21 protein-coding genes are annotated in these 21,402 nt (G+C 40.9%); 16 read left to right on the top strand and 5 right to left on the bottom strand.

All coding sequences use genetic code 11. From position 1 onward, the window contains the following. Positions 1-163 precede the first annotated feature (163 nt). From RM552_RS15125 to RM552_RS15135, 3 genes are all read right to left on the bottom strand, one after another. Positions 164-1,453, bottom strand: coding sequence for an OmpA family protein (locus tag RM552_RS15125; RefSeq protein WP_311369706.1), 1,290 nt, complete (start codon positions 1,451-1,453; stop codon positions 164-166). Positions 1,454-1,534: 81 nt separating this feature from the next. Then, positions 1,535-1,999 (bottom strand): chemotaxis protein CheX, encoded by a 465-nt coding sequence (locus tag RM552_RS15130; RefSeq protein WP_311369707.1) that lies wholly within the window; start codon positions 1,997-1,999, stop codon positions 1,535-1,537. 15 nt (positions 2,000-2,014) lie between these two features. Then, entirely contained in the window at positions 2,015-2,467 is a 453-nt protein-coding gene (locus tag RM552_RS15135) for a transcriptional repressor (RefSeq protein ID WP_311369708.1), read from the bottom strand. Positions 2,468-2,709: 242 nt separating this feature from the next. Here RM552_RS15135 and nudC point away from each other — a divergent pair, with 242 nt between their 5' ends. Beyond that, positions 2,710-3,567, top strand: a complete 858-nt coding sequence (nudC, locus tag RM552_RS15140; RefSeq protein ID WP_311369709.1) for an NAD(+) diphosphatase — start codon at positions 2,710-2,712, stop codon at positions 3,565-3,567. Positions 3,568-3,650: 83 nt separating this feature from the next. After that, positions 3,651-4,715, top strand: coding sequence for a uroporphyrinogen decarboxylase (gene hemE / locus RM552_RS15145; protein ID WP_311369710.1), 1,065 nt, complete (start codon positions 3,651-3,653; stop codon positions 4,713-4,715). 32 nt (positions 4,716-4,747) lie between these two features. Here hemE and queG read toward each other — a convergent pair whose 3' ends face one another. Further along, positions 4,748-5,929, bottom strand: coding sequence for a tRNA epoxyqueuosine(34) reductase QueG (gene queG, locus RM552_RS15150; RefSeq protein WP_311369711.1), 1,182 nt, complete (start codon positions 5,927-5,929; stop codon positions 4,748-4,750). A 6-nt stretch (positions 5,930-5,935) separates the two neighbouring features. On the opposite strand from queG, the gene RM552_RS15155 reads away from it, so the two are divergent. The 12 genes from RM552_RS15155 (at position 5,936) to RM552_RS15210 (ending at position 19,481) form a co-directional block, all read left to right on the top strand. Beyond that, positions 5,936-7,435 (top strand): NAD(P)H-hydrate dehydratase, encoded by a 1,500-nt coding sequence (locus RM552_RS15155; RefSeq protein WP_311369712.1) that lies wholly within the window; start codon positions 5,936-5,938, stop codon positions 7,433-7,435. Continuing rightward, positions 7,435-7,911, top strand: a complete 477-nt coding sequence (gene tsaE / locus RM552_RS15160) for a tRNA (adenosine(37)-N6)-threonylcarbamoyltransferase complex ATPase subunit type 1 TsaE (protein WP_311369713.1) — start codon at positions 7,435-7,437, stop codon at positions 7,909-7,911. The genes RM552_RS15155 and tsaE overlap by 1 nt, the downstream gene beginning before the upstream one ends. Then, positions 7,911-9,236: an N-acetylmuramoyl-L-alanine amidase gene (locus tag RM552_RS15165; RefSeq protein ID WP_311369714.1), complete on the top strand. Its 1,326-nt coding sequence runs from the start codon at positions 7,911-7,913 to the stop codon at positions 9,234-9,236. Before tsaE ends, RM552_RS15165 begins: the two co-directional genes overlap by 1 nt. Before the next feature lie 24 nt (positions 9,237-9,260). Continuing rightward, positions 9,261-11,108, top strand: coding sequence for a DNA mismatch repair endonuclease MutL (gene mutL / locus RM552_RS15170; RefSeq protein ID WP_311369715.1), 1,848 nt, complete (start codon positions 9,261-9,263; stop codon positions 11,106-11,108). A 30-nt stretch (positions 11,109-11,138) separates the two neighbouring features. Continuing rightward, entirely contained in the window at positions 11,139-12,038 is a 900-nt protein-coding gene (gene miaA, locus RM552_RS15175) for a tRNA (adenosine(37)-N6)-dimethylallyltransferase MiaA (RefSeq protein ID WP_311369780.1), read from the top strand. Between the two features lie 66 nt (positions 12,039-12,104). After that, entirely contained in the window at positions 12,105-12,350 is a 246-nt protein-coding gene (gene hfq, locus RM552_RS15180; protein WP_311369716.1) for an RNA chaperone Hfq, read from the top strand. 18 nt (positions 12,351-12,368) lie between these two features. Next, positions 12,369-13,658: a ribosome rescue GTPase HflX gene (gene hflX / locus RM552_RS15185; RefSeq protein WP_311369717.1), complete on the top strand. Its 1,290-nt coding sequence runs from the start codon at positions 12,369-12,371 to the stop codon at positions 13,656-13,658. A 131-nt stretch (positions 13,659-13,789) separates the two neighbouring features. Further along, positions 13,790-14,941, top strand: a complete 1,152-nt coding sequence (hflK, locus tag RM552_RS15190; protein WP_311369718.1) for an FtsH protease activity modulator HflK — start codon at positions 13,790-13,792, stop codon at positions 14,939-14,941. A gap of 6 nt (positions 14,942-14,947) precedes the next feature. After that, the gene (hflC, locus tag RM552_RS15195; protein ID WP_311369781.1) at positions 14,948-15,829 is read left to right on the top strand and encodes a protease modulator HflC; all 882 of its coding nucleotides are present in this window, start codon (positions 14,948-14,950) and stop codon (positions 15,827-15,829) included. Positions 15,830-16,056: 227 nt separating this feature from the next. Beyond that, on the top strand, positions 16,057-17,658 hold the full coding sequence (locus RM552_RS15200; protein ID WP_311369719.1) for an AbgT family transporter: 1,602 nt from the start codon (positions 16,057-16,059) through the stop codon (positions 17,656-17,658). A 118-nt stretch (positions 17,659-17,776) separates the two neighbouring features. Further along, positions 17,777-18,889, top strand: a complete 1,113-nt coding sequence (hemH, locus tag RM552_RS15205) for a ferrochelatase (RefSeq protein ID WP_311369720.1) — start codon at positions 17,777-17,779, stop codon at positions 18,887-18,889. A gap of 100 nt (positions 18,890-18,989) precedes the next feature. Further along, the gene (locus RM552_RS15210) at positions 18,990-19,481 is read left to right on the top strand and encodes a DUF4112 domain-containing protein (protein ID WP_432277235.1); all 492 of its coding nucleotides are present in this window, start codon (positions 18,990-18,992) and stop codon (positions 19,479-19,481) included. Between the two features lie 30 nt (positions 19,482-19,511). On the opposite strand, the gene RM552_RS15215 is transcribed toward RM552_RS15210, so the two are convergent. Then, a complete protein-coding gene (locus tag RM552_RS15215; RefSeq protein ID WP_311369722.1) occupies positions 19,512-19,877 on the bottom strand; it encodes a DUF2237 family protein in 366 nt (121 codons plus the stop codon). Positions 19,878-19,934: 57 nt separating this feature from the next. Here RM552_RS15215 and ubiG point away from each other — a divergent pair, with 57 nt between their 5' ends. Beyond that, positions 19,935-20,762, top strand: a complete 828-nt coding sequence (gene ubiG / locus RM552_RS15220; protein WP_311369723.1) for a bifunctional 2-polyprenyl-6-hydroxyphenol methylase/3-demethylubiquinol 3-O-methyltransferase UbiG — start codon at positions 19,935-19,937, stop codon at positions 20,760-20,762. Between the two features lie 9 nt (positions 20,763-20,771). Next, entirely contained in the window at positions 20,772-21,380 is a 609-nt protein-coding gene (locus tag RM552_RS15225) for a glutathione S-transferase family protein (protein WP_311369724.1), read from the top strand. The last annotated feature ends 22 nt before the right edge of the window (positions 21,381-21,402 follow it).

A 21,402-nucleotide genomic window follows, 5' to 3' on the forward strand; every position in this document is an offset into this window, starting at 1 on the left:
AACACCTAAACCTGTCCCGACTAATTTAACAAAACGCCTGCGTGAATTTATATGATTATCTAAATTCGCTTTTGTTTTCATAATAATAACTCACAAGATGGGTGCGTTAAGTAAAAAAAGCCCAGCATTTGCTGAGCTTTTTAATCATTTTATTGTTGCGTAATTAGCGAGTCGCTTTGGTTTCCACAGTTGCGGTAACACTTACTTCTATTCTGCGGTTGATGCGGTGTGCTTCGCGCGTATTTGAAGTATCTTTAAGACGTGTTTCGCCATAACCCACAGCAGTTAGTCTGTCAGCGTCGATACCATAAGTATCAATTAATACTGCACGAACTGATTTAGCACGTTTCTCAGACAGGAACTGGTTGTATTCAGCTTGACCAAGAGACGATGTATGTCCTTCGATAACGGCTGAGGTATTAGGGTAACGCTGCATAAACGCTACAAACTCATTAATTTGCGCCGAGTCAGGGTTATTTACAACACTACTGTTATTGTCGAACAAGATATCTAACGCAACGGATACCTCTTTTTGTTCGAAAATACTGCAGCCACTAGCGTCAACTTTGTCAGTCATTGGCGTGCCTAAACAGCTATCTTTACTGTCTAACACACCGTCGTTATCGGTGTCTAAATCAACTGCGCATCCTTTGGCGTTTACTTGCACACCAGCAGCAGTATTCGGGCAGCTATCATCTTCATCTAACACACCGTCATTGTCAGAGTCTTTTATTTCACACCCATTTACGTCAACTTCAACACCTGATGGGGTGGTTGGACACATATCTTGAGCGTTTAATACGCCATCACCATCGAGGTCTACGTTACAGCCCGTAGCATCTACCGTAGTCCCTGCAGGAGTAGTCGGACAGCGATCAACAGCATCATATACGCCATCACCATCGGTGTCAGGACGCGGTGCAGGTTGGTCGTTTTTACCAAAAATATATGCAAGACCAAGTTTTACGCTAAATTCGTTGTGAGCTTGTCCAAAATCGTAGTAAGTCGCCACTTCAGAAATCAATCTGAAATTTTCGTCAATTTCCCAGTGTTTACCTATACCTAAACTCGCCATACGATAGCTTTCAGAAATAGACTGCTCTCGCAAACCTCCAAATAAATAGGCCGCGTCATTTTCTAAAAAGTACATTACGTCGGCACCCAGTTGAGTACCGTCGTCTGCTAGAGCGCCTCGGTTGTCTGGGTCAGAATCAATCAGTACTCGACCAATCTCAAATCGTACTGCCCAGGATGGATCAAACCTGAAGCCTAGCTCTGCACCAAAGCCTTCACCATCGTCTAAGCCGCCAATAGGCTCAATTTTGCTAGCGTCAGCGCTGTAATATTGTACAAAACCACCTACCCAGTTTTCATAAGGGGGGGCTTCCTGTGCGTTTGTGACAAAAACAGAAGCACTAAGTAGTGCTGCTGTTAGCAGTGTTAATTTTTTCATTGTAAGAGTGTCCTTTTTTCGGAATTATATTTTTATTCAATCTTAACTTTCTTATTATAGTTCTATTATACTAGCAAATGCTTAGGAATCGAAACAAATTTCTAAATAAGCGTTACCTTTGTCACTGGTAAATTGTAATAGTATCTTGGGGCCATCAACTTTATGCTGAATAATATGCCTTTCGCCAGATACAATAACTGGTGTCGCCATATTAAATTGATAATTTTGCTCAGCCAATAATGATTTTGCGCCGCCGCATAGCATATTGGTCATCTCACCCACCAAATCTCGCATATCATCGTCAATAGTATCGCTTGATTCTCCAAGCATGTTTAACATCATATTTTGAGCTAATTTTTTATCAAATGTAATAGCGAGAGAACCTTTAATCTGTGGCCCAATCATCCCTATAATGCCCGATACCTCTCCTTTTGCCGTTTCATCAACTTTCTTTTCAGGCTTTTCAGCTCGCAGTTCAATTTGTGCCATGGTTTGAACAACGTTTTGCAATGACAAAATAAAAGGGTTAATAAATTCTACATTCAAAACTCTACTTCCTAATTATTGGCAACGATGACAAATACCATGCGCCTCAATGGTCTGACTAATAATTTGAAACGAATTCTCGGTTGCTTGCGCAGTTAAAGTTGACTCGACACCGTCTGAGCTTATCTCTTGAACGTCCCCACAATTATCACATATTAAAAATTGCACAGGATGATTGCAACCAAAGTGATGGCATGCTTTAAATGTGTTGGTAGACTCAACTTTATGCACCAAACCGAGGTCTAAAAAAAAATCGAGTGCCCGGTACACTGTGGGAGGTTTGGCAGAATCTTCACTTTCCTTCAACTTATCGAGCACGTCGTATGCGCCAATGGAAGCGTCTTCTTGCAGAAGAATCTGATATACTTGCGCTCTTAAGGGAGTAAATCTCGCTCCTTTTTGCTCACAAAAGCTACGTGCTTTATTAAACAAAACCTGCTTACTTTTAGATAGTGTTATGTTTGTCATGTGACTTTATCGCCTTAATGCAATTTTTGCGCAAATTTTGCCCTTTCGTGCTCTGCATATAGTTGCATTTTTATTGTTAATTATTTATTTGTTCGTTTTGCTGTGTGTGCAAACAGAACATAACGAATGTCAATACACCGCAAAGTAGTATATCATCGCCTTCACGTCGAACAAGTCGCATTCACTTTTTTATTATCTATATCTAAAATTACCGCGTTTTTTAAAGGCTTATAACTTCCATTATGAACACGTCGCTTTTTTTTGTATTTATTGACAGTCGCTTACTCATCAAAACAGCGTCAGAGCCACAAACTGCTACAGACCAGAAAAAAGCTATTCCGTTTGCAGCCTTACCAGACTTGTTACCAAGCATAGATGAGTTGCCAAGCTGTTTAGACCAACACATAGACGAAAAACAGTCTTTAGCTTTTACTAGCGAATACGGCAAACATTATTTAATCGACATTCATCATTTAGAATTTGCAGAAGATAATTTTCAATTGGTTAGCTTACGCTCTCTATTGTTACATCATTATCAAAACAATGCAGGTGCCATGGGTACCAACGATTTTCAATATGCCGCTCAAGCTTGGCAATATGCTTTGTTTTTGAGAACTCACCGATTTTGTGGCCGCTGCGCCAATACCTTGCGCAAAGTGAGTTGGGAAATGGCCATGCATTGCGATAAATGCAACCATCGTGTTTACCCGCGTGTGTCTCCCTGTATTATTGTGGCTATTCATGACAATAAACGAATATTATTAGCCCAAGGTGCCCAACAACAAACCCGTGGATTTTATTCAACATTAGCCGGGTTTGTGGAAAGTGCAGAGTCTTTAGAGCAAGCAGTACATAGAGAAGTGTTTGAAGAGGTGGGTGTAAAACTAAAATCTCTTGAATATTTTGGCAGTCAACCTTGGCCTTTCCCTCATTCTTTGATGGTAGGTTACATAGCGGAATATGACGCTGGCGACATTGTTATTGATAACAAGGAGATACTGGATGCACAATGGTTTGAGATTGACGATTTACCAAGTATTCCACCTAAAATTTCAATAGCAGGAAGGCTAATTCATGAAACTATTTCTCGAATAAAATAAACATTTCCTTGGGCAAGCGCTGAGAATATTTTATCCTACGCGCACCATAATATTAACCAGCGACAAATATTAGATAAAAAACTATGACAAAGCTAAAAAACGATAGATACCTGCGTGCACTTTTAAAACAACCTGTCGATCACACCCCTGTGTGGATGATGCGTCAAGCCGGACGTTATTTACCAGAATATAAAGCGATACGTGCTGAAGCGGGAGATTTTATGGCTTTGTGTACCAATCCTGAATTAGCTTGTGAAGTAACATTGCAACCTTTGCGACGTTTTAAACTCGATGCTGCTATTTTGTTTTCTGATATTTTAACGATTCCGGATGCGATGGGATTGGGCTTGTATTTTGAAACAGGAGAAGGGCCAAAATTCGAAAAAACGATCCAAACTGCACAAGATGTCCAAAAGTTGCCGGTTCCTGACCCTGAGTTAAGTTTAAAATATGTAATGGACGCGGTAAGAACTATTCGAAAAAACCTGCAAGGCCAAGTACCTTTGATTGGTTTTTCTGGGAGTCCTTGGACATTAGCTACATACATGGTTGAAGGTGGCTCAAGTAAAGCGTTTACTAAAATAAAAAAAATGGCATTTGCTGAACCGCAAGTATTGCATGCTTTGCTAGATAAATTGGCCGATTCGGTCATTTTGTATTTAAATGCACAAATCGCAGCTGGTGCTCAATCAGTGATGATTTTTGATACATGGGGGGGAGTATTAAGCCCTCGTGATTACAAGTTGTTTTCCTTACAATATATGGAAAAAATTGTGTCGGGTCTTACGCGTGAATATGAAGGCAATAAAGTCCCTGTCACCTTATTTACCAAAAATGGCGGTATGTGGCTTGAATCAATTGCGGCAACAGGTTGTGATGCAGTTGGCCTAGACTGGACAATTGATATTGCGAATGCAAAAGCCAGAGTTGGCGACAAAGTAGCCCTGCAAGGGAATATGGATCCTTCTATTTTGTATGCGCCAAAAGAGCGCATAGAGCAAGAAGTAACAGATATTCTAGCGGGCTTTGGCAAAGGAACAGGTCATGTGTTTAATCTTGGTCACGGTATTCATTTAGATGTACCGCCTGATCATGCCGGCTATTTTGTTGATGCGGTGCATAAATATAGCCGCCAATATCACGCTTAAAATTAGGAGTGATAGCCAAAACAAAAAAAGGCTTATGCGTCTCGTGGTAAGCCTTTTTTAATGACTCTAATTAAACGTTGATGTTGCCGACTACTAATACTTTTTTCTTGAGCGTCTTTTTTATCCAATTGTGCTTGAATTGCCCACTCAAAATGACTCCTTAGCACGGGGTCATTAGTATCAATCAGCGCTTTTTCTAGGGCATTTAATATCGTGCTGTCAAAACTAGCATTGCCCATACCAATAGATAAGTTTCGTTGCCAACTCTGAAAACCAATACGACGAATAGGTGAGCCTTGAGTATTGGTTAAAAATTCCTCTTCGGTCCAAGCAAATAAACTTAATAAATCTTGTTGATTGAGTTTTTCTCGGGCAAAAAAGTCTTTTTCTTCAGTGATATCCGCGTAACGATTCCAAGGACATACTAATTGGCAATCATCACAGCCGTATATTCTGTTTCCAATCGCTTGTCTGAATTCAAGGGGTATCTCACCCTTATGCTCAATAGTGAGATAAGAAATACATTTTCTAGCGTCTAGTTTGTATGGCGCAACGATCGCTTGTGTGGGGCAAATACTGATACAAGCATTACACGAACCACATTGTTCTTTGACTTTTTCATCAATGGGAACAGGAATATTAATAAATAACTCACCAAGAAAAAACCAAGAGCCAGCCTCTTCGTTTAAGGTTAGTGTGTGTTTACCGGTCCAGCCGATACCTGCTTTTTCTGCTACAGCGTGCTCTAAAACAGGGGCTGAATCAACAAAAGGTCGATAATCTAAATGCTCACAGAAGTCTTTTATTTTTTCGCCGAGTTTCTTTAAACGTTGTCGCATGACCTTATGATAATCTCGACCCAAAGCATATCGGCTGACATACGCTATTTTGTCATTTGCAAGGCTTTTGGCAAAGCCAGCATCAGGCGGTAAGTAGTTCATTCGAACACTCACAATACGACAGGTATTCTCGTGCAAGGAATCAGGCGCTAGGCGTTTATCAGTGTTACGCGCCAAATAATCCATTTGCCCTTGATACGCCATTTCAATATAGTGACGGAGGGCACTGTCATGGTGTCGAACATCAATATCGCAAATACCAACTTGCTGAAACCCTAGCGCCATGCCCCAAGCCTTGATATGGTTAGCTAAAGACGCCAGTTCAGAGTCTGTTAATACTTTAGAATTGGCAAAATTTGATTCACTTGAGGACATGCATCTATGCTGCAAAAGAAACTTGCTAATAGCTTAACACAGAAACTATATCGTGCAGATCAAGTTCGTTTGCATGAGGAAAAAGCAGCAAGTCAGATGGGTGTAGATATGTATAGTCTCATGCAACGTGCTGGCGGCTGTGTTTTTCAGAATTGTGTGTCGATGTTTCCAAATATCGACAATTATTTAGTTTTGGTTGGGATAGGACATAATGCTGGAGATGGCTATATTGCTGCACTTACAGCGGCTAACGCTGGCAAAAATGTTACCGTGTGCGCGGTTGAGCCTGAGCGAGAAGTGCATGGCGACGTTGCCAGAGCTAAAGAGGATTGGATTAATGCTGGTGGCAAAGTTATGCCTTTTACTACAGAGCGATTAAAGAATATCGATATTGTAATAGACGCTTTGCTTGGTACTGGTATTAATGGTGTTATTCGTACAGAATTTGCGGCGGTCATCGACGCAGTTAATCAATCTTCTATACCCGTTATCAGCGTAGATGTGCCTAGCGGTCTTGATGCGACAACGGGTAATTCACTGGGTGAATGCATTCAAGCTACTGCTACTATCACGTTTATTGGCATAAAAACGGGCCTAACCACTGGCGCTGGTAAACAGTCTTGTGGTCAATTAGTGTTCGAAGATTTAGGTGTGGGCAAGGCTTTTGCTGAATTAGCCAGAAGTGACGCGAGTGCGCTTGATTTTAAGCATTTTAAAGGCTTAGCACCTAGACCAGTGCATAGTCATAAAGGTAGCTATGGGCGTTTACTTTGTATTGGCGGCAATAAAGGCATGTCGGGTGCTATTCGTCTGAGTGCGGAAGCTGCATTAAGAACCGGTACTGGCTTAGTCAAAGTGTTTGCTCATGAAGACTCTATTTTGCAAATCAATGCTGGGCGCCCAGAATTGATGGTCAGTGCTACAGGGTTAGAAGAGTCACTAGCTTGGGCAACTTGCATAGTGATTGGGCCCGGTTTAGGACAGAATGAGTGGAGTCAACAAACCTTTGATTCGGTGATGGCATATTTACAAAAAAATCCTAAGCCAATCGTTTTTGATGCAGACGCCCTCAATTTGAAGTCGGTCTATAATAAATATGTGGGTTTACCCGAGTGTGTCATGACACCTCATACAGGCGAAGCGGCTCGTTTATTGAACGTGTCAGTTGAAGAAATTGAATCAGACCGTTTTAATTATGCGCGCCAAAGTGCACAGCGTTATGATGCGACATGTGTGTTAAAAGGTGCAGGCAGTATAGTCGACAACCAACATCACTCGTGGGTCTGTCGCCACGGCAATCCAGGCATGGCAACGGCTGGAATGGGAGACGTTCTGGCGGGTATTCTTGGATCCTTAATGTCGCAGGGTTTAAGTAAAGATATGGCGTGTCAATATGGTGTCTCGATTCATGCTAAAGCAGGTGATATAGTAGCCCAGAAATATGGTCAACGAGGTTTGTTGGCAAGTGATTTATTCAAAGCAGTGAGAGTTTTAATTAACGAATAATGAAAGTTATCGAATATTGCGTAGATGAAAAAGCGACCTGCAGACTTGCCGCTAACTTAGGCTTGCTGTTTAAAAAAAATGGTTTAGCTGGCATTTGTATATTTTTAAAAGGAGATTTAGGTGCCGGCAAAACAACCTTTACACGTTATCTATTGAAAAGTTTGGGACATGTTGGAAATGTTAAAAGCCCGACCTATACGCTAGTAGAACCATACGATTTGTTAGGATTGAATGTATATCATTTTGACCTATATCGCTTAGCAGACCCTGAAGAGTTAGAATTTATGGGCATAAGAGACTACTTTAATACAAAAAGTGCGAGTTTAATAGAATGGCCAGAACGAGGCGGAGATTTGTTACCACAAGCTGATTTTGTAATAGATATAAAATACAAAGATGAAGGTCGAGAATATACTATCGAAGCTTTTACCGACACTGCGAAGTCTTACCTAAATGACTTTCAGAGGCATGACTAATGGGTACTTTTTTAAGAATACCCTATTTTTTATTCATTTTGTTAAGTGTGTTTGTATCGTCAGCCAATGCAGACAATAGTATTGAACAAGTTAGGTTTTCAGATACAAGTGATACCGCACGTATCGTTTTGGAGTTTAAGTCTGAACCCAAATATTCATACTTTAGTTTGCAAAACCCACACAGAATGGTACTTGATTTGCAGGGTGTGGAGCGTAAATTTGATTTTAGCACCGTAACGATAAGTGGCAATAAAATTAAACGCTTACGCCACAGTACCCCAAAGTCCAGCAACGACACTCGAATGGTAATTGAAGCCAATAAAAAGTTAAATCCAAGGGTGTTTATACTTAATCCAACAGAAGGGTTTTCTTATCGCTTAGTGGTTGAGTTGGTCGACCCAGACCCAGTCCCAGTTTCGCCAATTAACAACAGTGGCCCTAATAGGGACCAAGATATTATTGTCATTATCGATGCCGGACATGGCGGCAACGATCCAGGTTCTATTGGTCCTGAAGGCACCTACGAAAAACATATTACGTTGAGTATTTCTAAAAAATTAGACAAGCTCATTGATGCGCAGCCCGGCATGCGCGGTGTTATGACGAGGGAAAGCGACTATTATATTTCGCCTAACGATAGGCCTAAAGTAGCAGCCAGGGAGAATGCTGATTTATTAGTATCAATACATGCAGACGCATTTACAACGCCTCAGCCAAAAGGAGGTTCTGTGTGGGTGTTGTCTAAAGGCCGTGCCGACACAGAATTAGGTCGTTTGTTAGAGCAAACAGAAAGAAGCTCTGAATTGTTGGGTGCAGCGGCAGATGTCATTGGTGACAGAGACACTGAACGATATTTTGCAGAAACAATATTTAATATGTCAATGGACCTATCTCGTGCTCTCAGCTATGAATTAAGTCATGAACTGATCAAAGATATGAAACAAGTGACGAGCATGCACAAGAAAACCCCGCAAAGCGCTAGCCTTGCTGTTTTAACCGCGCCTGAAACACCATCAGTATTAATCGAAGTCGGATTTATTTCTAATCCGCAGGAAGAGAAAAATTTAAACTGGGAAAAACATAGGCAGCGTTTAGCAGAAGCTATTTTTAGATCAATTAAACGTTATTTTAAGAAAACACCGCCCGATGGTACTTTGTGGGCAAAATGGAAAAATGAAGCACCAGCCATTCACAAAGTGACGCGTGGGGAGTCTTTGTCACTGTTAGCGCAACGATATGGGGTAAGTGTTAAAGAGCTCAAAGACGCTAATGGACTAAGGTCAGACTTAGTTAGGATAGGGCAAGAGTTAACCATACCCAAATAAATATAGAGCATAGCAAATATATTCATGGCAAAAGACATTCACATTCAAGGCAATGACGAAGACACTCCTATTGTAGTGTTATCCCCTCAATTAGCCAATCAAATCGCTGCAGGGGAGGTAGTTGAACGGCCTGCTTCAGTGGTTAAAGAACTTATGGAAAATAGTCTTGATGCGGGTGCCACAAAGATAACCATTAATATTGAGCAAGGTGGACAAAAAAGAATTGCCATTCAAGACAATGGAAAAGGTATTTCAAAGCAACAACTAGGCTTGGCGTTGAGTCGTCATGCTACTAGTAAAATTAGGGATATTGATGATTTAGAACGTATTACAAGCATGGGTTTTAGGGGTGAAGCCCTCGCTAGTATTAGTTCAGTAAGCCGTTTGACTTTAATTTCCAAACCAGTAAATCAATCAGCAGCTTGGCAAGCGTTTGCTGAAGGGACTGACATGGCAGTTGAACTCAAACCAACTGCCCATCCTGATGGCACTAGTGTCGAAGTACTGGATTTATTTTTTAATACGCCTGCAAGACGCAAATTTATGCGGACAAGTAAAACGGAATTTCAGCATGTTGAACAGGTGGTTAAACGCATTGCGTTGGCTCGCACCGATGTTGAATTTGTGGTGAGTCATAACCAAAAAAAAATGCTCCGCTTTGCCAACAATGTGACTCTCGATAAGCGTATAGCGCAAATTTGTTCTAATCAATTTATTGAAAATGCAGTGAGAGTCGATTACCAATTTGAGGGTATCAGATTACACGGGTATTGCTGTAAAATTGGTACTGGCATGCCAACTAGAGATTATCAATACACATATGTAAATGGTCGTATGATGAAAGACCGTTTGTTGGCTCACGCAATTCGACAAGTTTACGAAGAAGCATTAGCACCGCAGAAATTTCCAGCCTACGTTTTATTTTTGGATATTGCACCAGAACAAATAGATGTTAATGTGCATCCAGCGAAGCATGAAGTGCGTTTTCATGAGTCACGCAAAATTCATGATGTCGTTTTTAAGGCATTAACAGAAGCTATTGGTGGTTACTCTGCTAACATTGAAGCCGCGCAAAACCATGACTACATAAAACCCTTACAGGTAAACCCTGTTCAAGATTCTTCTCCGATTTCTTTGATAAAAAATGACCAGTCAACTTTAGCTATTCCAAAAAGCAAAGGGTCCGCTGGTTATCGTGGCGAGACCGTCAGCAAAACAGAATTGAAAGCGAACAATGATTTTTATCAAAACATTGCTGAAACAGCCGCTAGTGTCTATCCGAAAGAGCCAGCAGCTGGGGCGCGAGAGGTTTCAGAGCTTACAACCCAAGGCACCAAAGAATCCAACACAAACGTCTGCTTGGCAGGTAACGCGCTATTAATGCATCCATACGTACTAATCCCTTCACAACAAAGCAAACAGTCTTCGAGTGTACTTAAGTGCATAGCATTACTAGACTTAGTGACCCATCTGCTTGCATCCAAAATTGCTTTTTCGACATTGCCTCAACCTTTGTTAATGCCAGTATCAGTGACACTAGAAAAAAATATCCAAACAAATATATTGCTTGATGTTTTTGAACGCCATCACTTTGAAGTTTTGCAAATTAATAAAAAGTTAGTATTGAAGCAAGTTCCTTCAAATTTGCGACACTTACCATGGGCGGCAGTTTTTGCTGACTTGGTGGCAGCTTTGCCCGTTGTTATCGAAGATACTAACGAAATGTTTATCCAAGCACTTGGGGCTGCTTGGTTATCGAGCAGTGTGGTCGACAATAGCAAGCTACAAATTTGGCTGAATGAGCTGGGGGTAGAACAACTAAATAGACTTCCATATAAAATAGTTAATATTCATTTTGATGAATCGCTCTAGGAGGCAGTTTTGGAACCAGTAGTTTGCATTATGGGTCCTACAGCATCAGGTAAAACGGCACTAGCAATAGAGTTAGCTCAGGCGCTAAATGGTGAAGTAATAAGTGTAGATTCTGCGCTGATATACACTCACATGGACATCGGAACGGCAAAGCCAAGTATAGGTGAGATGCAAGGTGTTCCGCATCATTTAATAGATATCTTAAGCCCTCAAGATACATATAGCGTGGCCGACTTTTTACGCGATACTGAAGTCTGTCTACAAGATATTTTAAGTCGAGGAAAACTACCTATATTGGCCGGTGGCACAATGATGTATTTTAATGCCCTCGTCAATGGTTTGAATAACTTGCCTGCACAAGATATTAAAATTAGACAAAGCATACAGGCTGACATTGACGATATTGGTTTAATTAATGTGCATGCTAAATTAGCACAAGTTGATCCACTTACTGCGGCCAAGATACACCCTAATGATCCTCAAAGGACAATTCGTGCATTAGAAGTATATTTAAGTTCGGGCAAAAATATGAGCGAATGGCAGAGTGAGCAAAAAAGTCATGCAAACTATAATTTTGTGCAATTTTCTATAATGCCAAATGATCGTAGCCAACTGCATGAAAAAATCGCTCAGCGATTTGACCAAATGCTCGCAAATGGATTTATTGATGAAGTACAAGGTCTACGCAAGAAATTTGACTTAAATGAAGACTTACCTTCCATAAGATGCGTGGGTTACAGGCAAGTTTGGCAACATTTAGAAGGCATGCTCAACAAAGATCAAATGCGTGAGCGGTCCATCATTGCTACGCGCCAGTTAGCAAAACGTCAAATTACTTGGTTGCGTAATTGGCAAAACATAATTGAAATGGAAAGTGAAAATGACAAAAATCTTGCACTTGTTATTGAAAAAGTAAGTGCAAGTGCATAGATATATGGTGTAGACTTATGGCAGTCATGTTGAATTGTCAAATAATATCAAAAATAAGGATGACTAATGGCGAAAGGTCAGTCACTACAAGACCCATTTTTAAACGCACTCAGAAAAGAACGCATTCCCGTTGCGATCTATTTGGTGAACGGTATCAAGTTGCAAGGTCAAGTTGAATCATTTGACCAGTTTGTAGTATTGCTTAAGAACACAGTGAGTCAAATGGTGTATAAGCACGCAATATCAACTGTTGTTCCATCACGCGCAATCACTATGCCAACCAATCATCCTGAAGATGGTGCACAAGGGTAAAAAGTTTGGAGCTGTTTTTTGTTTGAGCGTTATGAGTCTGGCGAACAGGCTATTTTGGTGCATGTCGATTTTTCAGACGATCAAAACAAAGAAGATTTAAATGAACTACAAATGCTGGTATCTTCTGCCGGTGTAAATAATGTTGGTATTGTTACCGCTGCGCGAGGCGCGCCTAGTGTCAAGTATTTCGTTGGTAGTGGTAAGGCTGAAGAAATTGCGCATACTGTTGCTGCTTTGGCTGCCGATGTTGTTATTTTTAATCATGCCTTAACCCCTTCTCAAGAACGTAATTTAGAAAAGCTGTGCTGTTGCAGAGTGCTTGACCGCACAAGCTTAATATTGGATATATTTGCCCAGCGCGCTCGAACCCATGAAGGTAAGATGCAAGTTGAACTTGCCCAATTGAGACACTTGTCAACTCGGTTGATTCGGGGCTGGACCCACTTAGAACGTCAAAAAGGGGGGATAGGTCTGCGTGGTCCTGGTGAAACGCAACTTGAGACTGATCGTCGTTTATTGCGAGGACGCATAAAATCTATTCAAAAACGCTTGGAACGGGTCCAAAAGCAACGTGAACAAGGTCGTCGATCCCGCAAGCGCGCAGAAATACCAACAGTTTCTTTAGTTGGCTATACCAATGCGGGTAAATCCACATTATTTAACACGCTCACAGACGCAGGCGTATATGCTGCTGATCAACTTTTTGCAACCCTTGATCCAACATTAAGAAAAATAGAATTAGCAGAGGTCGGGCAAGCTATTTTAGCTGACACAGTTGGCTTTATTAGACATCTACCGCACGATTTAGTGGCGGCATTTAAAGCGACTTTGCAAGAAACCCAAGAAGCTACACTGTTATTACATGTTGTTGACTATGCTGATGAACAATATCGAGAAAATGTTGACCAAGTAAATGAAGTGCTAAGTGAGATTGACGCAGATGAAGTTCCACAGCTTGTTATTTGTAATAAAATTGATCGCTTGGAAAGTGTAAGACCCAAAATTGATAGAGATGAAGAAGGTCGACCGATTAGAGTTTGGTTGTCGGCTCAAAAAGGTGAAGGGATTGATTTACTGAAACTTGCCCTCACTGAATGTTTAAGGAAAGAGATGGTGCACCACAAATTAGTGGTACCAGCATCTGATGGAAAAATCAGAAATGTGCTATTTGAATTAAATTGTATTAATCAAGAGCACTATTCTGAGCAAGGTGATTGGGAAGTTGAAGTCAGTATGTTGGCATCTGATTGGCATCGTTTAGACAAAAAGCTAGACGAAAGGCTAACCCAATATCTTCAAGTGACATAATCTGTAAAGATTTATTACTATTTTAATTTGGTATGTAAGAAAACTATTCGTAGAATGAAGTAGTATATATACATAGCAATAAAATGATTAACAGATCCTAAAAACAACTAAGCAACTTTCGGAGTAAACTTATGGCTTGGAATGAGCCGGGTGGTAACAAAAACGACCCTTGGAAAAATCGCGGTGGAAAAGATCAAGGTCCGCCAGATATAGATGATGTATTAAAAAACTTGTTTGGTAAGTTTGGAAAAGGAGGTAGTGGTTCAGGCAAGACTTCTGGTCCTAGCTTTACTGGTAAAACTTTGGGCATCATTTTAGTCATTATTGCACTGGTTTATGGTGCTAGCGGGTTCTACACCATCAAAGAAGCAGAGCGTGGTGTAATTTTACGTTTTGGTGAATTTCATTCTCTTGCACAACCTGGCTTACAATGGAAATTCACTTTTATTGATAGAGTCATTCCAGTCAATATTCAATCGGTAAGAGACCAAGCTTCATCGGGTTCGATGTTAACCGAAGATGAAAACGTCGTGAATATTGAAATGGAAGTGCAATACCAAGTCATAAATCCTGAGCAATGGGTATTTGCAGTAGAAGATCCCGAACGTAGTTTAAGCCAAGCTTTTGATAGTGCTATCCGCTACGTTGTAGGCCACTCAAGAATGGACGAAGTGCTTACCGACGGTAAAGAAGTTGCACGTCAGCGGGTTTTGGAAGAGCTTATTAGCATTATTGAGCCCTACAAAATGGGGGTTGATTTGGTTGAATTGAACTTCACCAATGCTCGCCCACCAGAGCAGGTTAGAGCGGCTTTTGACGATGCCATTGCTGCCCAAGAAGATGAAGAACGTTTTATCAGAGAGGCAGAAGCCTATGCGCGTGAAATCGAACCGAGAGCTCGCGCACAAGTCAACCGAATGAATGAAGAAGCTCAAGCATACAAAGAGCGTTCAATTTTAGAAGCGCAAGGTGAAGTTGCACGCTTTGAAGAATTGCTTCCGCAATATGAGGCCGCGCCTGAGGTCACCCGACAGCGCATCTATCTAGAAACCATGGAAGCGGTTTACAGCAATACTACCAAAGTAATGATAGACACCGAAGGTAGTGGCAATATGATGTATCTACCATTAGATAAAATAATGGAACGTCAAAATCTGAGACCGTCAGACACTCGTAATTTCAACAACACCCTTCAAGGGCTTCAAAATCAGGGTGGAGATACGTTGACAAGTCCACAAATACAAACATCTCGTAATACTAGCAGCCGGTCAGGGAGAAACTAAAAAATGATGAAAAATTTATCAGTTGTAGTCGTCGTTCTCTTAGCAATTCTTGTTTACAGCGGTTTATTTGTAGTTGAAGAGGGTACACGCGCAATTAAAATAACCTTTGGTAAAGTTGCTCAAGACGAAAATGGCGTGGCGACGGTTTATGAACCAGGCTTACACTTAAAACTGCCATTTTTTGACCGAATTCAAGTATTGTCAGCACGAATCCAAACTTTGGATGAACGCGCAGACCGTTTTGTAACTGTTGAAAAAGAAGACTTAATCGTAGATTCGTATGTTAAATGGCGTATCGAAGATTTTGGTACTTATTACCTATCAACAAGTGGTCTAAAAGAACAAGCTGAAAGGCTTCTTAAGCAGCGCGTTAACAATGGATTGCGGGCTGAATTTGGTACTCGAACTATACAGCAAATAGTGTCTGGTGAGCGTAGCGAATTAATGGATGATGCTATGAACCAAGCCGCTGAAAGCTCAGATGAACTTGGCATTCGTATTGTTGATGTGCGAGTAAAACAAATTAATTTACCCGAAGAGATCAGTAATTCAATTTTCGACCGGATGCGCGCCGAACGTGCTGCAGCTGCCAGAGAGTATCGGTCTGAAGGTAAAGAGCAAGGTGAAATTATACGCGCAAACATAGATGCAAGAGTTGAAATTATGCTTGCTGACGCCGAACGTAACGCACGTCAATTACGCGGTGAAGGTGATGCACAAGCTGCGCAAATATATGCACAAACCTTTAATAAAAACCCAGAGTTTTACAGCTTTTTGAGAAGTATGGATGCTTATCGTAATTCTTTCAATAACAAGCAAGATGTATTGATTGTAGAACCTGACAGTGACTTTTTCCGCTACTTAAATTCGAGCGCTGGAAAAAAATAAACGTTATTAACTAACATAACGGTTAGTCAAAATCCGATTCTTTGGGAGTCGGATTTTTTTTTGTGTTTTTAGGCAAAATGAAATGCTTAGATGAAAAAAAAGCTAAACTTAGGTAGTATTAGACTACAGTTCAAGTTAACTAGATAATAAAGAATAAAACAGACCCGCTGAGCAAACTATGGTCAGCTGAGCTTGGTCGCGTTTAAACCAATAATAAAGAGGTTATTTTGTCGAGTAATAACGCTAAACAAAGCGCTCAAGGTGAGCCGTCAAACGGTTGGTTTTCGAGGTTTTTAGCCACTGTCGAGTGGCTTGGAAACTTGCTACCGCATCCTATTACCCTATTCGCGTCACTCGCTGTATTTATTGTCATATTAAGTGGTATTTTAGGCTACTTCGATGTCAGCGTAATGGATCCTAGACCAGTAGGAGCCAAGGGGCGTGAAGCTGATGGTGTAATCGAAGTGATTTCACTCCTAAATGCAGATGGTTTGCGTCAAATAGTGACCGGCTTGGTTACAAATTTCACCGGTTTTGCCCCACTTGGCACAGTTCTGGTTGCTTTACTCGGAGTATCTCTAGCTGAGCATTCGGGGCTACTTAGCACAATAATGCGTTCGATGGTGATGAATGCTTCGCCACGTGCCGTTACCATTGTCATTGTATTTGCTGGGGTTGTATCCAATACTGCATCAGAACTTGGCTATGTAGTGATGATACCTCTAGCTGCGATGATTTTTCACTCCCTTGGTCGGCATCCACTAGCAGGACTTGCAGCGGCTTTTGCCGGCGTTTCAGCAGGCTATAGTGCAAACATTCTTATTGGTACGGTAGACCCTTTATTGGCTGGATTTACGCAGGATTCAGCTCGGATTATTGACCCTGATTATGTGGTTAGTGCAGAAGTAAACTGGTATTTTATGATTGTCAGTACTTTTGCGGTTGCAGCGATGGGCGCTTTTGTGACTGAAAAAATCGTTGAGCCTCGTTTAGGCAAATATAATCCTGATGATGCATCAATTGATCTTGGGTCGCAAAAGTTCGATCGACCAAGCGCGTTAGAAATTAAAGGCATGAAATGGGCAGGTGTGACATTTGTATTGCTTCTTGCTTTATTGGCCATGACAGTAGTACCTGAAAATGGTGTTCTCAGAGACCCTGAGACAGGTTTGGTAAAAGGCTCACCGTTTCTGAAAGGGATAGTGGTATATATTTTTGTAACGTTTGCAATACCGGGCTTTGTATACGGCAAAATCACTGGTTCAATGAAAAACGATCGTGATGTCATCGACGCCATGGCCAAAAGTATGAGCTCGATGGGCTTGTACATTGTGCTTGTTTTCTTTGCCGCTCAATTTGTTGCTTTTTTCAAATGGACCAACCTAGGTACGGTTTTAGCGGTAAAAGGAGCTGCCTTTTTACAAGCGACAGGTTTGGACGGCCCAGAAGTGTTCATATTGTTTATTTTAATGTGTGGTTTGGTAAACTTGTCGTTAGGCAGTGCGTCTGCACAGTGGGCTATTACAGCACCAATATTCGTGCCTATGTTAATGTTAATTGGCTATGCACCTGAAGTCATCCAGGCTGCCTATCGCATAGGTGATTCGGTGACCAATGTTATTACGCCTATGATGAGCTATTTTGGGTTGATACTTGCGATTGGCGTTAGGTATAAAAAAGACTTGGGAATTGGTACGCTCATTGCGACTATGTTGCCTTATACAATGGTGTTTATTGTTGGTTGGACATTACTTTTTTATATTTGGGTATTCTTTTTAGGCTTGCCTGTCGGTCCGGGTGCACCAACTTACTATTCTCCAGGCGGTTAAGCGTATTTATTAAGTTAGCAAGTTTATTCATTTTACGCATCAAGACTCAATTTAAAGTCCAAATTGAGTCTTGATGCGTAAGTACTTTCATGATTATCTACATTATTAAAGTCTAGCTATGAAATTTCAGTCACAAACTGACTTTACCCACGATCAAACGGACAAAGTTGGCGTATTAATTACAAACTTAGGCACCCCACAAGCGCCAACAAAACAGGCCTTGAGACCCTACCTAAAGCAATTTTTATCTGACCCTAGAGTGGTCGAAGTACCAAAGTTGATTTGGTGGTTTGTCCTTAATTGCATCATTCTTAATTTTAGACCAAAACGATCGGCTGCCGCATACGCTACAGTTTGGAGCGATGAAGGTTCTCCATTACTGGTACACACCAAAAATCAGGCAGCCAAACTTGCAGAGCGATGTGAACAAAAATGGGGAGACAAGGTAGTCGTAGATTTTGCTATGCGCTACGGGCAACCCAGTATTGAAAGCAAAATTGACAGCATGCTCAATATGGGTGCACGAAAACTGCTAGTATTACCTCTTTATCCGCAATATTGCGCTTCTACAACCGGCTCTACTTTTGACGCCGTGGCACATGATTTTATTAGTCGTAGATGGTTGCCTGACTTTAGATTTGTTAATCAATACTGTGACCTTCCCGATTATATCAAGTGTGTCGCAGATAGCATCAAAACGCATTGGGAAACCCATAAGCGCGCCGATAAATTGATTTTTTCTTACCACGGGATCCCCAAACGTTATCTTAACAATGGTGACCCATATCATTGTCAATGCTACAAAACTTCACGCTTAGTAGCTGAAATGTTGGGTTTGTCTGAGAATGAGTATATGACTACTTTCCAATCCCGTTTTGGGCGTGAAGAATGGCTTAAGCCTTATACTGATGAAACTTTAAAATCGCTACCATCTCAGCAAGTAAAATCTGTACAAATGATTTGTCCAGGGTTTTCATCTGATTGCCTAGAAACAATAGAAGAGATAGGTGAAGAAAATCGCGAGTACTTCATGGAATCGGGAGGTGAACGCTATGAATACATTACTTCACTTAACGACACCGACGCCCATATTGACATGTTGTTTAAATTGGCTGAAAGTAATATGCATGGGTGGATCAATACCAACAACAATGCCAAGAGCAGCGAAAACGAGGGATGCCCTTATGAGCAACGCTTATTCGAGGCAAAACGCTTAGGTGCATCTAAATAAAGATGTTTAGCTATTTAGAACTAATCGATTGATGAACAAACAAGACAAAAGTAAACAAGTGTCAATAGAAAATGATTCAGCTGAGACCTCAGCTGAAGGCATGCATGCTAAGGAGCGCTCAAAAGAAGTCAGTGTCGTTGAGGTGGATGAAGATTTCAGGGCACCCGATGCGTTACTGAAAGCACAGGAATTGGGTAATCTTCTAGATAGCGCAGTTAAGATACCTTTTATTGGATTGCGTGTTGGTTTAGACTTTTTAGTGGGTTTAATACCGGGCATTGGCGATACCATCATGTTGGCTGCCTCATTGCGAATAGTTTATTTAGGGTACAAACTTAAAATACCCAGCGCCTTACGAAAAAAGATGATAGTAAATGCGCTTATCGATTATGGCCTTGGATTCGTTCCAATATTGGGCGACCTTATTGACTTATTTTTTAAAGCAAACCAACGAAATGTGCGCATTATGGAAACTTGGTGGGTGAGTGAAAATAAAGACAAGATAGATGCACTCGCTAAAAAGCAGCTTGACGCTTGGCATGAACAACAAAGAGAACAACTCGAAGACGAGCGTCCTCAAGATAAACCTTAGTTAATGAACAGCCAAATAATGGTCCAATGACTAATCAGGACTATATTTATATTGTTTAAGGGTATCTAAACTAACGACTTCTAGGGCTTTTTTATTGGTAGCTTCAAGAATAATAGGTGGGGCGACTTTTGCAGTAATTGCGTGATACCATCTGATTGCACAAAGGCACCATTTGTCACCAGCTTTAAGTCCTTGAAACTGGAAAGCGGGATTAGGTGTAATGAGATCATTGCCTTGGGCTTTGGAAAATTGTAAAAATTCGTCGGTCATAATTGCGCATACGCTGTGATTGCCATAATCCGATTCGGGAACATAGCAAAAACCTTCTCGAGTATATCCGGTATTGCCGCAGCATAATTGTAATCGGGTGCCTAGCACATTAAGTTGGTTTGCCATTTGAGTCGCCTTGATGTTGGTATATTTATTTAAATTTAAAATGTAGTGTGACATACCATGTTAGATAAAAGTAAGCTTACTTCTGTGAAATCAAACGAGCAAAAAGATGCGTCGAGTGAAAATACAAGTAATAAGGCCTCTGACGGTAATTATAGCCCAGAAGAAATTGCCAAGTTTGATAAATTAGCAGAAAGTTGGTGGGATCCAAATGGCTCATACAAAACAGCCATAGAATTTAATCGAGCTAGAGTTGAATACTTTATTGCTCAAATATGCACGTTTTATAACTTGGATGTTAATCAAGATAAACCTTTGTCAGGTTTACGTATACTAGATGTGGGTTGCGGTGGTGGTTTGGTATGTGAGCCCCTGGCTCAAGCTGGCGCAAGCGTTACTGGTATTGATGTGAGTGAAATGAGTATAGAAGTTGCAAAACGTCACGCCTCGCAATCTGATTTGGATATTGAGTATCGACACGAGCATGCTGAACATACCGTACGTCACAACGAAACGCCTTTCGATGTGGTGATCAATGCAGAAGTTATTGAACATGTACCTAACCAAAAAGAGTTGGTCAAGCAATGCAGTAGCCTTTGTAAAGTAGGCGGTTGCGTTATTATGGCAACCCTTAATCGCACTATAAAATCGTTTGTAATAGGCATAATTGGCGCTGAATACATTATGCGTTATCTTCCTCGTGGCACTCATAGTTGGTATTTATTTGTTACCCCGTTTGAACTTAATAGTATGGCCAGCATTGCCCGCATGAAGCTAGTAACGGAGATAGGTATGGCGTTTAATGTGTTTAACAAAAAGTGGCGCACAACCAAAAGCGTAAGCATTAATTATATTCAAATTTATGAGCGCCTTGGCAAAATAAGATAGAAGAATTAAATGAAAATATATGATACCAAAACCGCACCAACACCTCGTAGAGTAAGGATGTTCTTGGCCGAAAAAGGCCTTGAAATGGATTACGTTCAAGTTGATTTGGCTAAAGGGGAAAATTTAAGCCCAGAAATGCGTCTCAAAAACCCTATTGCGAAGATACCGGTATTGGAATTAGATGACGGTACATGTATTAGTGAAAGTGATGCAATTTGTTTATATTTTGAGACCTTGCATCCTAATCCTCCATTAATGGGTAATGGTGCACTGGAAAAAGCAACAGTGGCAATGTGGCAAAGACAAATTGATTTGTGTTTGTTTATGCAAATAGGAATGTGTTTTCAACATTCAACAGGATACTTTAAGGATCGCATGACACCCGTGCCTGAATATGGAAAAGTAGCCGGCGAAAATGCTCGTAAGTATCTAAATGTATTAGATAAACGTGTGGCTAAATACCCTTTTATGGCTGGAGAAAATTTCAGTATTGCTGATATTACTGCTTTGTGTTCAATAGATTTTGCACGCGTGGTAAATATACGAATAAGCGCTGAGCAAACTCATTTGCAAGCATGGTATGACAAAGTTGCAGCGCGTCCCTCCGCTAAGGCATAAGGTTTTATTAAAAATATAGCTT

The organism is Glaciecola petra (assembly GCF_031846345.1).
Lineage (GTDB): Bacteria > Pseudomonadota > Gammaproteobacteria > Enterobacterales > Alteromonadaceae > Glaciecola > Glaciecola petra.

Excerpts from the sequence above, each read along its gene's own strand:
- RM552_RS15125 (WP_311369706.1), bottom strand. The coding sequence starts at position 1,453 with ATGAAAAAATTAACACTGCTAACAGCAGCACTACTTAGTGCTTCTGTT.
- RM552_RS15135 (WP_311369708.1), bottom strand. The coding sequence starts at position 2,467 with ATGACAAACATAACACTATCTAAAAGTAAGCAGGTTTTGTTTAATAAA.
- nudC (WP_311369709.1), top strand. The coding sequence starts at position 2,710 with ATGAACACGTCGCTTTTTTTTGTATTTATTGACAGTCGCTTACTCATC.
- hemE (WP_311369710.1), top strand. The coding sequence starts at position 3,651 with ATGACAAAGCTAAAAAACGATAGATACCTGCGTGCACTTTTAAAACAA.
- queG (WP_311369711.1), bottom strand. The coding sequence starts at position 5,929 with ATGTCCTCAAGTGAATCAAATTTTGCCAATTCTAAAGTATTAACAGAC.
- RM552_RS15155 (WP_311369712.1), top strand. The coding sequence starts at position 5,936 with ATGCTGCAAAAGAAACTTGCTAATAGCTTAACACAGAAACTATATCGT.
- tsaE (WP_311369713.1), top strand. The coding sequence starts at position 7,435 with ATGAAAGTTATCGAATATTGCGTAGATGAAAAAGCGACCTGCAGACTT.
- RM552_RS15165 (WP_311369714.1), top strand. The coding sequence starts at position 7,911 with ATGGGTACTTTTTTAAGAATACCCTATTTTTTATTCATTTTGTTAAGT.
- mutL (WP_311369715.1), top strand. The coding sequence starts at position 9,261 with ATGGCAAAAGACATTCACATTCAAGGCAATGACGAAGACACTCCTATT.
- miaA (WP_311369780.1), top strand. The coding sequence starts at position 11,139 with ATGGGTCCTACAGCATCAGGTAAAACGGCACTAGCAATAGAGTTAGCT.
- hfq (WP_311369716.1), top strand. The coding sequence starts at position 12,105 with ATGGCGAAAGGTCAGTCACTACAAGACCCATTTTTAAACGCACTCAGA.
- hflK (WP_311369718.1), top strand. The coding sequence starts at position 13,790 with ATGGCTTGGAATGAGCCGGGTGGTAACAAAAACGACCCTTGGAAAAAT.
- hflC (WP_311369781.1), top strand. The coding sequence starts at position 14,948 with ATGAAAAATTTATCAGTTGTAGTCGTCGTTCTCTTAGCAATTCTTGTT.
- hemH (WP_311369720.1), top strand. The coding sequence starts at position 17,777 with ATGAAATTTCAGTCACAAACTGACTTTACCCACGATCAAACGGACAAA.
- RM552_RS15210 (WP_432277235.1), top strand. The coding sequence starts at position 18,990 with ATGCATGCTAAGGAGCGCTCAAAAGAAGTCAGTGTCGTTGAGGTGGAT.
- RM552_RS15215 (WP_311369722.1), bottom strand. The coding sequence starts at position 19,877 with ATGGCAAACCAACTTAATGTGCTAGGCACCCGATTACAATTATGCTGC.
- ubiG (WP_311369723.1), top strand. The coding sequence starts at position 19,935 with ATGTTAGATAAAAGTAAGCTTACTTCTGTGAAATCAAACGAGCAAAAA.
- RM552_RS15225 (WP_311369724.1), top strand. The coding sequence starts at position 20,772 with ATGAAAATATATGATACCAAAACCGCACCAACACCTCGTAGAGTAAGG.